Genomic DNA, 13,515 nt, shown 5'->3' with positions numbered 1-13,515 from the left:
TTCGGCAGCCGCAAGTTGGCTGCCGTTTCTTCATAGTATCAATACAGGAGGTGTCTCATGAAAAATAAGCAAATAATCGTTCGTTGTACGTATTCCGATACGGACCAGATGCTGGCAGAACTCATCCAAGAGTCCTTTCGGTTCTTTCTTCAAAAAGAGCTTTTTGCCCTGGCTATTCGCCAGCCGATGTAGTATTGTTGTGACGATGAATGGTCGCTTATTTCGGGAGGACAGTTTATGTACTTAGAGATAAGCAACCCCATGGATTACCATGTGGCATTATACATCAGACTATCAAAGGAGGACGAAAACGAAGGGCCGTCAGAAAGCGTCAACAATCAGAAATCCCTCTTGGATGATTTTGTGAAGAAGCATCGGCTGTCGGTCTACGACACTTACATCGATGATGGTTGGTCTGGAACTAACTTTGACCGCCCGGATTTTCAACGGATGATCGGCGACATCGAAGCCAAGAAGGTCAACATGGTCATCACCAAAGACTTGTCCCGTCTGGGCCGTGACTATATCATGACCGGCCACTACATGGAGCGGTACTTCCCGGAAAAGCGGGTGCGGTACATCTCACTACTGGACGGTATCGACACTGGTGTGGAATCCAGTGCCAACGACATCACCCCGTTCCGTGCCATCATGAATGACATGTACGCCAAGGACATTTCCAAGAAGATCAAATCTGTCAAGCGGGATAAGCAGCGTAAGGGACAATTTATCGGCGGCAAACCGGTCTATGGTTATAAGATGCATCCCACAGAGAAGAACAAAATCGTCATTGACGAGGAAGTAGCGCCCATAGTGCGGCGCATCTTCCACATGGCGTTGGAAGGTATGAGCTGCAGGCAAATCGCCACACAGTTAAACGAAGAGGGTGTACCCACTCCGGCAACCTATGCAGGACTGCCTGTGGCAAACCCAGGTCCCTACACCGGTCTGTGGAGCAGTGAACGCATCTCAGATATGCTTCAAAATGAGACTTACATCGGAAACATGGTTCAAGGACGAACGGTGAAGATCAGCTACAAGTCCAAGAAGTGCCTGAAGCAGGACCGTGAAAACTGGGTCGTGGTGGAAGGAACGCACGAGCCGTTGATTGATCGGGAAACCTTCCAAAAAGTACGCATGTTGGTCAACAGCCGCAAGCACACCAGAAGCCGAACCTATGACTTTCTGCTCAAAGGCATGATCTTCTGCCATGAGTGTGGTTACCCGCTGGCGGTGCTCAATCGCAAAAATGCTGCCGGAGAGGATGTGCTGTACTTTGTCTGCCGGACTTATCAGCGCTTCACCAAAGCCGGTGTCTGTTCATGCCACAGCATCAAGGAAAAGACTGTGACGGACGCCGTTGTCGCCAAGATACAGGAGGTCTGCGAGGCCTATTTGGATCCGAGTCTGCTGCAGCCAATTGCCATTACTGCTGTGGAAGAGGTGCGCAAAGCAGAGAGCCACGATAGCGAGATTCAATCCCTGCACAGCAAGATCGACGGCCTGACTGCCAATCTGGATAAGATGTACATGGATCGGCTGACTGGCCTCCTTGCTGAGTCGGATTTTGAACGGATTTATCAGCGCATCAAGATGGAGCGCAACTCACTTGAGGAAAAGCTGAAGGACTTGGAAGCGCAAAAAGAAAGCCCGGTCAGCACCGAAGACCGAGCCAGAGAGTTGGTGCAAAGGTTCATCACATCGGCTTATGCCAGTCGGGAACTGCTGGTGAGCCTGATTGAGCGAGTGGAATTAACGGAAGACAAGCAAATCATCGTCAAATTCCGCTTCCGTGAACTGGAAGCAATTTCTTAGGGCAAATCGTTTACAATAGGCGAGTCGCTATGTCTCCCGAATCGAAAAGCGAGCGCTGGAAAAGCTGCGGGCGGAGTTGGAAAAGCCGGTAAGCGGCCCCCATTCCGCAGCAGCGCAAAAATAATCAAGCGCACGGCTGCTGCCCGCAGTATAATAGTGGCAGAACAGTGAACGGAGGAACACCAGATGTACGAATGGCAGCAGTTGATTCAGCGCACAGTGGACCAAATTGATGCAAGTCTGCGCGCCCATGATGACGAGGCCGTTGCACTACGGCGCTTATCGGAGACACTTGGCTACTCGGAATACTACATGACCCGCAAGTTTCGTGAAATTTCCGGGATGCGGCTGCGGGATTATCTGCGCCGCCGCAGGCTGGCCTTCGCCTTGAAAGAGGTGCGGGACAGCAGCCGTCCCCTTCTGGACATTGCGCTGGACTACGGCTTTTCCTCACATGAAGCCTTTACCCGCGCCTTTGAGCAGATTTACGGCATGACACCCAGCGATTACCGCCGCCACCCCCGTCCCGTCATTCTGCGGACGAAGATCAATCCCTTTGACCGCTACCTGTTCGGTCTCGGTGAAATCGGCATGGTCAAATCCTCTGAAAATGTAAAGGCCTATTTTGTCACCATCCCGGCCCACAAATTTCTGCACATTGAGAATCGAGAGAGCAACGGCTACTGGGACTTCTGGCAGAAGCAATCCCAAATCCCCGGTCAGGATCATGAAACCGTCTGCGGTCTGCTGGACAGCATTCCCAATAAGCTGGACGATGCCGGGGGCAACGAAAGCAACTGCACCGCCGGTCAGATCATGGCGTATTTCAATGACCCCACCGGCCGCCTGTGCGACTGGGGCTTTTTGCGAACGGAGTGCTATGGTGTCCGTCTCCCGGCGGATTACGCCGGTCCGGCGCCGACACCGCTGCTTCTCACGGACATCCCGCAGGGAGAGTATGTGGTTTTTGAGCACGGCCCCTTTGACTATGAACAGGAATGCCGCACCGTGGAGGAGAAAATAGAAGCGGCCATGCGCTCCTTTGATTATGCCGCCAACGGCTGTGCGCTGGATACAACGCCGGGGCGCATCATGTACCTCTACTTCGACCCGGGGCAGTATTTCAAATATATCCGCCCAATTCGAGCGTTGTAAGCGCCTGAGCGCAAAAAACGGCTGTGTCAGATAACTGACACAGCCGTTTTCTTATTTGATACGCGGGATATTTCCAGATCAGTCCTCAGCCAGCTTCTTGTACTTGAGATAACGGGCCTTGACGTCCTCGACCTCCTTGGCGTACAGAGCATCCGCCTTGTCGGGGAAGTTGTTCTTCAGAGAAGCAAAGCGGTTCTCGCCCATCAGGAAGTCCATCACCTTGGAGGTATCCGGCTCCTTGGAGTCCAACTGGAACGGGTTCTTGCCTTCGGCGATCCGGCGGGGATCATAGCGGTACAAATGCCAATAGCCGCACTCAACAGCCTTCTTCATCTCGTCCTGAGAGGTCCCCATACCGGCCTTGATGTGCTGCTCCAGGCAGGGGCAGTAGCAGATGACGATAGAGGGACCGTCATAGGACTCCGCCTCGCGCAGCGCCTTCAGGGTCTGTGCCTGATCGGCGCCCATGGCCACCTGTGCAACATACACATAGCCGTACTGCATCATCATAGCGCCAAGGTCCTTCTTAGCAACCTTTTTGCCGCTGGCAGCAAACTTGGCGGTAGCAGAGGTGGGCGTGGACTTGGAGGACTGTCCGCCGGTGTTGGAGTACACCTCTGTGTCCAGAACCAGCAGGTTCACGTTCTGGTTTTGCGCCATGACATGATCGATGCCGCCGTAGCCGATATCATAAGCCCAGCCATCGCCGCCGATGGCCCAAACGGACTTTTTGGCGAGGAATTCGCGGTTTGCAAGGACATACTTCACATCCTTAGTCTGCTCCGCCTTTTCCAAGGCAGACAGCAGCGCGTCCGTGACCGCGCGGGACTTGCTGCTGTCCTTCCAGCCGTTTTCGTAGGCCTCCACGGCCTCCACGGCAATACCGGCGGCCTTGATGGCGCCCAGACGAATCAGCAGCTCCTTGCGGATGGCATCCTGTGCGTGGAAGAAGCCATAGGCAAACTCGGCGTTGTCCTCAAACAGAGAGTGCTCCCACGCGGGGCCGTGGCCCTGACAATCCTTGCAATAGGGCAGGATGGGCGCGCCGCCGGAAATAGCGGAGGAGCAGCCTGCGGCGTTGCCGACATACAGCCGGTCGCCGAACAACTGGCTCACCAACTTGATATAGGTGGTCTCAGCGCAGCCGGCGCAGGCAGCGGAGAACTGGAAGTAAGGCTTTGCGAACTGGGCGTTCTTTACGCTCTTATCGTTGATGACGTCCTTCTTGAGATACGCCTCGTTCATGGCCACATCATCGAACAGCTCCTGCTCGGACTTCATGCTCTCAAAGCTGGTCATGGTCAGAGCACCCTCGGCGGGACAGGCGGTCAGGCACACGCCGCAGCCAAGACAGTCATAGGGAGAGACCTGCATCCGGAAGGAATACGCAGGAGCGTCCTTGCCAAGACCCTTTGCGGGCACGGTCTCAAACCCGGCAGGCACGCCCTTCTTCTCCTCCTCCGTCAGCAGCACAGGACGGATGGCGGCATGGGGGCAGCACATAGAGCAGCGGTTGCACTGGATGCACTTGCTGCCATCCCACTTGGGGACCTTGGTGGCCACGCCGCGCTTGGAGAACACAGAGGTACCGTTTTCCCACGTACCATCCAGCACGCCGTACTTCTGGAACACAGACACAGGGAGCTGATCGCCCTTCTGGCGGTCCATGGGCATGACGATGTCCCGGACGAAGGGCGTCACGCCCTTGGGCTCGGACACCGGGGTATCCTGTGCATCCGCCCACGCGGCGGGAATTTCCACCTTCACAGCGGCGCTGACGCCCAGATCCACGGCCTGATCGTTCAGGTCCACGATCTTTTGTCCTGCCTTCTTGAAGTAGGAGTTGTAGTTGTTCTTCTTCATATCCTCAATGGCCAGATCCATGGGGATGACCTTGGTCAGGGCGAAGAAGGCGCCCTGGAGAATGTTATTGGTACGCTTGCCCAGGCCGATCTCCTGTGCCAGCTTGGCAGCGTCAATGATGTAGAAGTTGGCGTGCTTGCGGGCAAGGTCACGCTTCATCTTACCGGGGAGCTGAGCGTCCAGCTCGTCCACGGACCACGCGCAGTTCAGCAGGAACGTGCCGCCATCCTTCAAATCCTCGGTGGTATCATACTTCTTGACATAGGTGGGCGCGTGAACGGCCACGAAATCGGCAGAGGAGACCAGATAGGTGCTGCGGATGGGCTCATCGCCGAAGCGCAGATGGCTCTGGGTCAAGCCGCCGGACTTCATCGTGTCATAGGAGAAATATGCCTGTGCGTACTTGTTGCCCACAAAGCCGATAGTGGAGATGGCATTCTTGTTGGCGCCCACAGTACCGTCGCCGCCCAAGCCCCACAGCTTGCAACTGATCTCACCGGGATGGGGCAGCTCAATCTCCGTATAATCCAGAGAGGTGTGGGTCACATCATCGTTGATGCCGATAGTGAAGTTGTTCTTGGGCTGGGCTTGCTTGAGGTTATCGTACACGGCCACGATCTGACCGGGTGTGGTATCCTTGGAGCTGAGGCCGTACCGGCCGCCCACCACGCGGATGTCGCCGCGGCCGGCCTGATTCAGCGCGGTCACCACGTCCAAGTACACAGGCTCGCCCACACTGCCGGTCTCCTTGGAGCGGTCCAGCACGGCGATGCGCTTGCAGGTGGCGGGGATAGCGGCGGCAAAGTGCTTCACCGAGAAGGGACGGAACAGGTGGATCTGTACCATGCCGACCTTGCGGCCCTGTGCGTTCAGATAGTCCACAGTCTCCTTCACGGTCTCACTGGCGGAGCACATCACTACGATGACTTCCTCCGCGTCGGGCGCGCCATAGTAATTGAACAGCTTGTAGTCACGGCCGGTGAGCTTGTTGATCTCATCCATATAGTGCTGAACGGTATCGGGCAGGGCGTTGGCCTTGACGTTAGCTCCCTCCTTGCACTGGAAGTAGACATCCGGGTTGACGTTGTTGCCGCGGTTGGTAGGGTGCTCCGGGTTCAGGGACGCACGGCGGAACGCCTGCAGAGACTCCTGATCCACAAGGCCACGCAGGTCCTCATAATCCAGTGCCTCGATGCGCTGCATCTCGTGAGAGGTACGGAAACCGTCAAAGCAGTGCATGAAGGCGTACCGGCCGCTGATGGCAGACAGATGGGCCACGGCAGCCAGGTCCATCGCCTCCTGCGGACAGGAGGACATCAGCATGGCATAGCCGGTGGTGCGGCAGGTCATAAAGTCGGTATGATCGCCGAAGATGGAGTGGTGGTTGGAGGTCACCACACGGGACGCAATGTGCATGACGCTTGGCAGGAACTGGCCGCCCATGGCATACATGGCGGGAATCATCAGCATCAGGCCCTGAGAGGAGGTGAAGGTGGTGGTCAGGGCGCCTGCCTGCAAGGAACCGTGGCAGGTGCCGGCAGCGCCGGCCTCAGACTGCATCTGGATCACGTCCACCGTGGAGCCGAACAGGTTCTTCTTGCCCTTGGCAGACCACTCGTCCACCTTTTCCGCCATGGGGGAGGACGGGGTGATGGGGTAGATCGCCGCTACCTCTGTAAAGGCATAGGCGCTGTACGCCGCCGCCGTGTTGCCATCCATGACAACATAGTTTTTCTTTCCCATTTTGTTCTTTCCTTCCGTTTTCTGTATTGCGTATTTGAAAATGCCGTAATTACCTTTTAATCCACGCCGCCGGCCTTGCGGACAGCATCGCACACGCGGGCGGTCCGCAGAGACTCCTCCTCAGAGATGGTCAGGGGCGTGCCGTTAAGAACCGCATCGGCAAACTGATGAATTTCCATCTGGTAGTTATCGTCCACCCAGATGTTATAGTCCGTGGTGACCTCGTCCACATATTCGGCGCCCTGCGGCCGGGCATTTTTCGCCACGCGGATGTGGCAGACGCCCCGGCTGTTGAACTTATGGTCCACATCAATGCGACCGGTATCGCCGAGAATGGAGAAGCAGCCCCGGGGATAGGCGTCCAGTCCGGCATACAGCATGGCGCTGACTCCCTCCTCATACCGCATCAGCACGGCATCGGAGGTGTCCACACCGGTCTCCTTGTCAAAGCCGCAGTAAACGTGCATATCAGTGGGGTCCTTCCCCAAAAGATAGGACGCGAGGCTGATATTGTAGCAGGTCACATCATAAACCGCGCCGCCGCCGTTGCCCTTCTGGTAGCGGATGCCGGAGCGGTTGGTGTCATAGGTGGAATGTTTGGATTCAATATACCGGATGCGGCCGATGGCGCCGCTGTCCACGATCTCCTTCACCTTCTGGGCAAGCTGAGCGTGGCGGTAGGCATACGCCTCCTCCAGCAGCACGCCGTGAGCCTTGGCCGCGGCAAACATCTCGCGCACATCGGCCTCCGTCAGCGACATGGGCTTTTCACAAAGGATGTGCTTACCGGCCGCGGCAGCCTTCAGCACCCATTCCTTGTGCACACCGTTGGGCAGCGGCAGATAAACCGCGTCCACATTTTCATCGTCCAACAAAGCCTGATAGTCCGTATAGGTCTTCTGCGGCTTGAAGGGCGCGGCATATGCCTTCAGCTTTTCCGCATTCCGTCCGGCGATGGCGTACAGCTCGGAATTGTCACACGCCAGCATACCGGGAATCGTGCGGGCCTTGCCGATGCCGGAGCACCCCAGTACACCCCAACGAACAACTTTCTTTTCCATGTTCAAACGTCCTTTCTGATACCGTGAACGCAGCTTTCAAAGTAACATTTCTATTTTAAACGTAATTACAAATTCTGGCAATAGCAGTTTCTACAAAACCGAGGGCTTCTGCCTTGGTCTGCTTACCGCAGGCTGTCTCAATCACCATCTTGAGAAGGTCCTCACCCAGCTCCTCCACGGTCTTTTCACCGTAGATCAGCGGCGCGGCACTGAAGTCGATATTGTCCTCCATAGCGGCGAAGGTCAGCTTGTTGCCGGTGATCTTCACCACGGGAACAATGGGATGGCCCACCGGTGAACCCCGGCCGCTGGAAAATACCACCACCTGCGCGCCGCCGGCCACCATAGCCGCTACAGAGGCGGGGTCATTGCCCGGGGTATCCATGATGACCAGGCCCTGCTTGGACTTTACCTGCTTTGCATAGTCATACACGGCGTTGATGGTACTGTGGCCGCCCTTGTGGATGCAGCCGAGAGACTTTTCCTCCAGCGTGGTAATACCGCCGGCTTTGTTGCCGGGAGAGGGATTGCCCGCCCGGACATCCTCACCCACCGCGTGGAAGTGGTTTTCAAAGCGGGTGGTGATCTCGTAAATACGGTCATGGACCTCCTTATTGGCGGCGCGGCGGGCCAGAATATGCTCAGCACCGATGAACTCGGAGGTCTCGGAGAGAATGCTGGTACCGCCGGCCTTTACTACAAGATCGCTCATGGCACCGATGGCGGGGTTGGCCGCAAGGCCGCTGGTGGGGTCGCTGCCGCCGCACTCCGTACCTACGATCAGCTCGGAGAGGGGAAACTCCTCCTTTTGCAGCAGAGCGGCCTCCGCCACCATCTGCTTTGCGTAGCGAACGGCGATCTCCACAGCCTTCAACGTACCGCCGGCCTCCTGAATAATGACCTGCTCCATCGGCTTGTTGGTGCGCTCCCGGATGGCGGCAGTCACCAAGTCCATCTGGCAGTTCTCACAGCCCAGAGATACCACCACCGTGCCGTAAATATTGGGGTTGGCCGCATAACCGGCCATCACGTCCATGGTGAACTGCTGGTCAGGCCCCACCTGAGAGCAGCCCTGCTGGTTATTGAAGCTGATAGCGCCCTCTACCTGCTGGGCGATGATGCGGGCCGTATCCGAGGCGCATACGCTGGCAGGCAAAATCAGCACCCGGTTCCGCACACCCACGCGCCCGTCCGGGCGGCGATATCCGTAAAATGTCATCTCTTGGTCCTCCCTTATTCCATGTCCCGGCGGTTTTCCTTCATGCTCACAACATTGTGCACATGAACATGAGCGCCCTTCGGAATCAGCTCCGTGGCGACGCCGATGTGCTCACCGTACTTCACCACAGGCTCGCCCTTCTGAATGTCGCGGGTGGCGATCTTGTGGTAAATGGTGATGTCCTCTGCCGCCTTCAGGGATACCGGCTTACCGTCCCGCAGATACGTCACCGTATCCCCTGCGGCGATAGGCTCGATGGCCACCGCCACATTGTCCTTGGAATCAATAATCATTGCGTTCATTTTATTTCCTCCTGCCTCTGCGTTTACCGCTTTTCGGTCTCCGGCCGCAGCCGGGTCAGCAGCGCGGTCAGCTCCGGGGAAGCATCAGCCACTGTCTGGGGCAGCACCACTGCCGGAAAATTATTCCACGCAATGACGCTGTAAGGGCCGATTTTTTCGCAAAGGTTGATTTTATGTATTGGAATCTCCACACTTGCGTGCTCGGAGCTGAAAATCAGCGTTTCCTCCGCAGGCACAAGGTTAAATTCATGACTGTCTTTCCAGTTCCCTACCTCCCGCCGAATCCGCAGGCGGCAGACAAAGGGAATCATGGAGATATTTTCTAAGTTCGCCAGAAGCAGAATAAGCACAGAGACACCGATATTCACCGGCGTGCGGTTGCTCATCAGATTGATCATGGCCGCCACGCTGACAGCCAGACGGATAAAGGTCGCTTTCCGTAAAAAGCGATAACGGTAATAGAGCGTACGGTAGGCCAGATATTGACCCTCCTCAAAGTCACGTTCCTCCATGCGCCACGCAAACCCGTCCGTGCGCTTTTGCGCTTTGCCAGGGGCCGTGGGGGCCTCCGCGCGGGCCGCCTTTTCCCGCAGGGACGCGGCAAAGGCTGCCATATCCCCCTCGCTCTTGAAGGCGGATTTGGGTACGATGTCGAAAATCGTGCCGCCGCAGTAGAGATACAGCGCGTCTCCCCGCTGCTCCACCGGCCCCACCGCGTTCAGCGGACAGCTTAGCCGCGCCTCGCCGTAGCTCAGCCGCAGCTCCCGCTCTGCCACAGTCAGGCGGTGCTTTTTCCAGTAGTCCTCCGGGAGCTGTCCGGAATATTCCAAACGGGTCAAGGTGCCCTTGGCCCGTTGACGGGCCGTACACCGCCGCAGGACGGTGATACCCGCCACCAGCACCGACCAGACAAGGACAAATATCCTCTGGCTCCCCTCCAGCTTGAAGATGCAAAGCAAAATCACGGCTGTCATCTGACCCACGGTCAGTAACAGCGCTGTCAGCATTTTCAGGGGGCGGCGGTCATTTTTCCGAATCATGCTCTCCAGCAGATTCACATAGGCGTCTCTTGGGACTTGGTAGGTAAGCTCCATGGTCATCTCCGTTAAAAAAGCAGGCAGCGGAGTCATGACTGCAAAGACCTTGTGCTTTGCGGCGCCATTGCCTCAGCTGCCTGCCTATGTTTGCCAGCAGCTCTTGAGAGCTTTACTGTGCTTTTTTAGTTGCTTTTGTAGATTTGCGAATCATGGGGACCACCACAAACAGCACCGCGATGATGACAAAGAACACAGCCACGGGACGGGCCATGATATCACCCCAGTTGCCGTTGGCGGAAATCAGGGCCATACGCATATACTTCTCGATCAGGGGCCCCAGAATAAAGCCCAGAATCACAGGCGCCATATCAATGCCAAGGCAGATCAGCAGATAGCCGACGAAGCCGAAGGTGATCATCACCCACACATCGAACATACGGTTATTCAGGGTGTAAACGCCCAGAACGCAGCAGGCCACGATGGCAGGGAACAGATAGGACAGCTTCACGTTGACCATCCGGACAAATGCCTTCATCAAGCCCAGCTCCATAACGTACATGACAACGTTTGCCATGAAGTAGGCCGCCATAATGCCGCCCACCAGCTCAGGATGCTGGCTGTAGAGCAGAGGGCCGGGCTGGAGGCCGTGAATCATCAGGCCGCCGATGAGGGCAGAGGTGGTCAGGTCGCCAGGAATGCCGAGGCACACCAGAGGAATCAGCGCACCGCCGTTGGTGGCGTTGTTGGAAGTCTCAGAGGCGCAGATGCCCTCGGGGCAGCCGTGGCCAAACTCCTCCGGGGTCTTGGATACCGTGCGGGAGAGGTTGTAGGAGATCAGTGTCGAAGCATTCTGGCCGATACCGGGCAGAATGCCGATGCCGGTGCCGACCACGCAGCCGATGCCGATGGCCTTCCAGCAGCTCTTCATCTCGGAGAGCGGCGGAATTAGGGTGGTCTTCTTGAACTCGATCTTGGGCCGGGGCTTGTCCAGCTCAAGAGACTGGTTGAAAACCTCGGTGATGGCGAACAGGCCCATCATCAGAGCGGTGGAAGAAATACCGCCCTGAAGCTGCCAGAAGCCGAAGGTCAGACGGGAAACACCGCTGATGGAGTCAATGCCCACCGTGCCGATCAGCAGGCCGAACACGGCGCCGATCAAGCCCTTGATAAGAGAGTCGGAGCACATGGCAACCACCACGGACAGGCCCATCAGAGCGATGGCAAAATACTCCCAGCTGCCGAAGCTCAGGGACACCTTAGCCAACTGAGGGGCAATGCCCATCAGAGCGATTGCAGAGAAGGAGCCGCCGATGAGGGAGCAGAACACGCCGATGGCCAGAGCCTCGGCAGGCTTGCCCTTCTTCGTCATGGGATAGCCGTCAAAGCAGGTGTAGATAGAGGACGGCGTGCCGGGGATGTTGATGAGGGTCGCGGTGATGAGGCCGCCGCTGATGCCGCCTACATAGACGGCGATCAGCAGCGTAAGGCCCTGCACAGCGGCCAGCGTATACGTAAAGGGAATAAAGAGGGTAACGCCGAGGGTCGCGGTCAGTCCGGGGATGCTGCCGAAAATAATGCCGACAAACACGCCCAGAGCCAACATCAGAAGACACATCGGGTCACTGAAGATGTACTGGAAACCAAGAATGATCGTTGACAACCGTCATCCCTACCTTTCTGCTGGTTTGAAGCGATAAGCCAAGGGCGAATTAACCGCCGATATTGGCCATCTCCTCAAAAACAGGGGTCAGGCTCTCAGCCCAGGAAACAGCGCGCTCCTTGGCAGCAGGGCCATCCACATAGGCCACGGTGAAGCCCAGATTGGCCATAGCCTCCTGGAACTCGGGCATCTCGCAGACCTCAGCCATCTTCTCGGAGATGTAGCTCAGGACAGCAGCGTCGGTGCCGGCAGGAGCAAAGAAGCCGCGGGGCTTGCCATAGGTCACATTGAAGCCGTTCTCAACAGTGGTGGGCAGATCGGGATATGCATCGATACGGGAGTCATTGCAGATCATCAGGGGCACGTTGGTGCCGGCAGCGATATAGGAAGAAGTGTCGGCCAGAGAGTTGACCTCCAGCTGGATGTGGCCGCCCTGCAGGGCAGTCTCGCTGGCGGCGCCGCCATCATAAGGCACGATGGTGACCTTGTCATAGATGCCCATGGCCTTCAACAGCTCCATGGTAGTGCCGTAGTTGACGTTGTTGGAACCGGTGCAGCCCACGGTCACAGTGCCGGGGTTGGCGTTGACGTAGTCAATGACCTCCTGAGCGGTGGTCCAGCCGGTGTCGGGGCTGGTGCACAGCAGGTTATAGTCGGTCACAACGTCGCAGATGTACTCCAGATTCTCATACAGGGGCTCGGTAGCCTGACCGCTCATGGAGTAGGAGATCAGGTCCATCTCGTTGTGGGTCATGATGGTGTAACCATCGTTCTTGCTGTTGTAGCCCTGCAGAGCGCCGATGTAGCCGGAAGCACCATCCACGTTGATGGCAACGGTGGTAGCGCCCAGATCCAGATACTGCATCATGCCGCGGACGAGGTTATCGGAGCCGCCGCCGGGAGCGTAGGGGATGATGATCTGGATATCCTTCTTGGGATAGTCCAACTGCGTGGTCTCAGCCGCGTTGCTGTCGGTATTGGTGTTGTTGGCGTCGGAGCTGTTGGAATTGGAGCTGCCGCAGCCGGTCAGGGTGCCCATCAGCATCAGAGCTGCAAGAGCAAGGGACATAGCCTTTTTCATGTACATTTTCTCCTTTTTATAATATTGAGTTTACGATCTATTGTTCCAAATCCCAATCAGGGAAGGACACACTTCAGAACCTGCGTGAACAGCAGCCACAGGCAGACGGTCAGTGCCACGGAGTAGATCACGATGCTGAGGACCTGCTTTTTCGGCAGCTTGCCCTTGAGCTCCTCGTTGCCCTGATTTTCCTTCAAAGCGAACGTGCCGCACAGGACGATGTTCAGAACCAGCGTGCAGGGGAAAAATGTCAGAACCGGCAGCAGCAGGGCGTACAGTACCAGTGCCACGGCGGTAATAACAATCTCCTTGGAAATGGGAATGTGCAGCCCGGTATGCTCACCAACACCCTTGAAGTTGATAGCATAGATCAGCTGAAGGACGGAAAGGCCCAGCAGGATACCGGCCAGCAGGGTGATGTAGGAGCTTGCCTGCGCCCAGAAGCCGCCCAGTCCGTTCTCCACACCCGTGATGATCTTGTCACTGCTGAGCAGGAAGATGGACACACCGGCCATCAAAATTGCCAGAAGCAGATCATTGGTGCTGCGGATTACTTTTTTCATAAATTCTTTTTTCTCC

General features: G+C 56.7%; 11 protein-coding genes. 3 read left to right on the top strand and 8 right to left on the bottom strand.

Annotation, left to right across the window (positions count from 1 at the left end; translation table 11 throughout):
- The first annotated feature begins 57 nt into the window (after positions 1-57).
- From PY311_RS08325 to PY311_RS08315, 3 genes are all read left to right on the top strand, one after another.
- Positions 58-192 carry a hypothetical protein gene (locus PY311_RS08325; RefSeq protein WP_286148216.1) on the top strand — a complete coding sequence of 45 codons (135 nt, stop codon included), beginning with the start codon at positions 58-60 and terminating at the stop codon, positions 190-192.
- 45 nt (positions 193-237) lie between these two features.
- Positions 238-1,815 (top strand): recombinase family protein, encoded by a 1,578-nt coding sequence (locus tag PY311_RS08320; protein ID WP_286148215.1) that lies wholly within the window; start codon positions 238-240, stop codon positions 1,813-1,815.
- A gap of 186 nt (positions 1,816-2,001) precedes the next feature.
- Positions 2,002-2,970, top strand: coding sequence for a helix-turn-helix transcriptional regulator (locus tag PY311_RS08315; protein ID WP_286148214.1), 969 nt, complete (start codon positions 2,002-2,004; stop codon positions 2,968-2,970).
- A 78-nt stretch (positions 2,971-3,048) separates the two neighbouring features.
- Here the strand turns inward: PY311_RS08315 and nifJ are convergent, their stop codons facing one another.
- From nifJ to PY311_RS08275, 8 genes are all read right to left on the bottom strand, one after another.
- On the bottom strand, positions 3,049-6,576 hold the full coding sequence (nifJ, locus tag PY311_RS08310) for a pyruvate:ferredoxin (flavodoxin) oxidoreductase (RefSeq protein ID WP_286148213.1): 3,528 nt from the start codon (positions 6,574-6,576) through the stop codon (positions 3,049-3,051).
- A 56-nt stretch (positions 6,577-6,632) separates the two neighbouring features.
- A complete protein-coding gene (locus tag PY311_RS08305; RefSeq protein WP_286148212.1) occupies positions 6,633-7,637 on the bottom strand; it encodes a Gfo/Idh/MocA family protein in 1,005 nt (334 codons plus the stop codon).
- Positions 7,638-7,692: 55 nt separating this feature from the next.
- The gene (locus tag PY311_RS08300) at positions 7,693-8,856 is read right to left on the bottom strand and encodes a UxaA family hydrolase (protein ID WP_286148211.1); all 1,164 of its coding nucleotides are present in this window, start codon (positions 8,854-8,856) and stop codon (positions 7,693-7,695) included.
- A 14-nt stretch (positions 8,857-8,870) separates the two neighbouring features.
- A complete protein-coding gene (locus PY311_RS08295; protein ID WP_286148210.1) occupies positions 8,871-9,158 on the bottom strand; it encodes a UxaA family hydrolase in 288 nt (95 codons plus the stop codon).
- 23 nt (positions 9,159-9,181) lie between these two features.
- Positions 9,182-10,252 carry a hypothetical protein gene (locus PY311_RS08290; RefSeq protein ID WP_286148209.1) on the bottom strand — a complete coding sequence of 357 codons (1,071 nt, stop codon included), beginning with the start codon at positions 10,250-10,252 and terminating at the stop codon, positions 9,182-9,184.
- Positions 10,253-10,364: 112 nt separating this feature from the next.
- Complete coding sequence (locus tag PY311_RS08285; RefSeq protein ID WP_286148208.1) at positions 10,365-11,855, bottom strand: tripartite tricarboxylate transporter permease; 1,491 nt, start codon at positions 11,853-11,855, stop codon at positions 10,365-10,367.
- 49 nt (positions 11,856-11,904) lie between these two features.
- On the bottom strand, positions 11,905-12,936 hold the full coding sequence (locus PY311_RS08280) for a tripartite tricarboxylate transporter substrate binding protein (protein ID WP_286148206.1): 1,032 nt from the start codon (positions 12,934-12,936) through the stop codon (positions 11,905-11,907).
- Positions 12,937-12,992: 56 nt separating this feature from the next.
- Positions 12,993-13,499 carry a tripartite tricarboxylate transporter TctB family protein gene (locus PY311_RS08275; protein WP_286148205.1) on the bottom strand — a complete coding sequence of 169 codons (507 nt, stop codon included), beginning with the start codon at positions 13,497-13,499 and terminating at the stop codon, positions 12,993-12,995.
- Positions 13,500-13,515 lie beyond the last annotated feature (16 nt).

It is taken from the genome of Neopoerus faecalis, from assembly GCF_029218125.1.
GTDB lineage: Bacteria > Bacillota > Clostridia > Oscillospirales > Oscillospiraceae > Oscillibacter > Oscillibacter faecalis_A.
Note: the sequence above shows the minus strand (reverse complement) of the source record. Positions and strands in the feature narration are given on the sequence as shown.

Bases quoted from the DNA above. Each gene is read 5' to 3' on its own strand.
- PY311_RS08325 (WP_286148216.1), top strand. From the start codon at position 58: ATGAAAAATAAGCAAATAATCGTTCGTTGTACGTATTCCGATACGGAC.
- PY311_RS08320 (WP_286148215.1), top strand. From the start codon at position 238: ATGTACTTAGAGATAAGCAACCCCATGGATTACCATGTGGCATTATAC.
- PY311_RS08315 (WP_286148214.1), top strand. From the start codon at position 2,002: ATGTACGAATGGCAGCAGTTGATTCAGCGCACAGTGGACCAAATTGAT.
- nifJ (WP_286148213.1), bottom strand. From the start codon at position 6,576: ATGGGAAAGAAAAACTATGTTGTCATGGATGGCAACACGGCGGCGGCG.
- PY311_RS08305 (WP_286148212.1), bottom strand. From the start codon at position 7,637: ATGGAAAAGAAAGTTGTTCGTTGGGGTGTACTGGGGTGCTCCGGCATC.
- PY311_RS08300 (WP_286148211.1), bottom strand. From the start codon at position 8,856: ATGACATTTTACGGATATCGCCGCCCGGACGGGCGCGTGGGTGTGCGG.
- PY311_RS08295 (WP_286148210.1), bottom strand. From the start codon at position 9,158: ATGAACGCAATGATTATTGATTCCAAGGACAATGTGGCGGTGGCCATC.
- PY311_RS08290 (WP_286148209.1), bottom strand. From the start codon at position 10,252: ATGGAGCTTACCTACCAAGTCCCAAGAGACGCCTATGTGAATCTGCTG.
- PY311_RS08280 (WP_286148206.1), bottom strand. From the start codon at position 12,936: ATGAAAAAGGCTATGTCCCTTGCTCTTGCAGCTCTGATGCTGATGGGC.
- PY311_RS08275 (WP_286148205.1), bottom strand. From the start codon at position 13,499: ATGAAAAAAGTAATCCGCAGCACCAATGATCTGCTTCTGGCAATTTTG.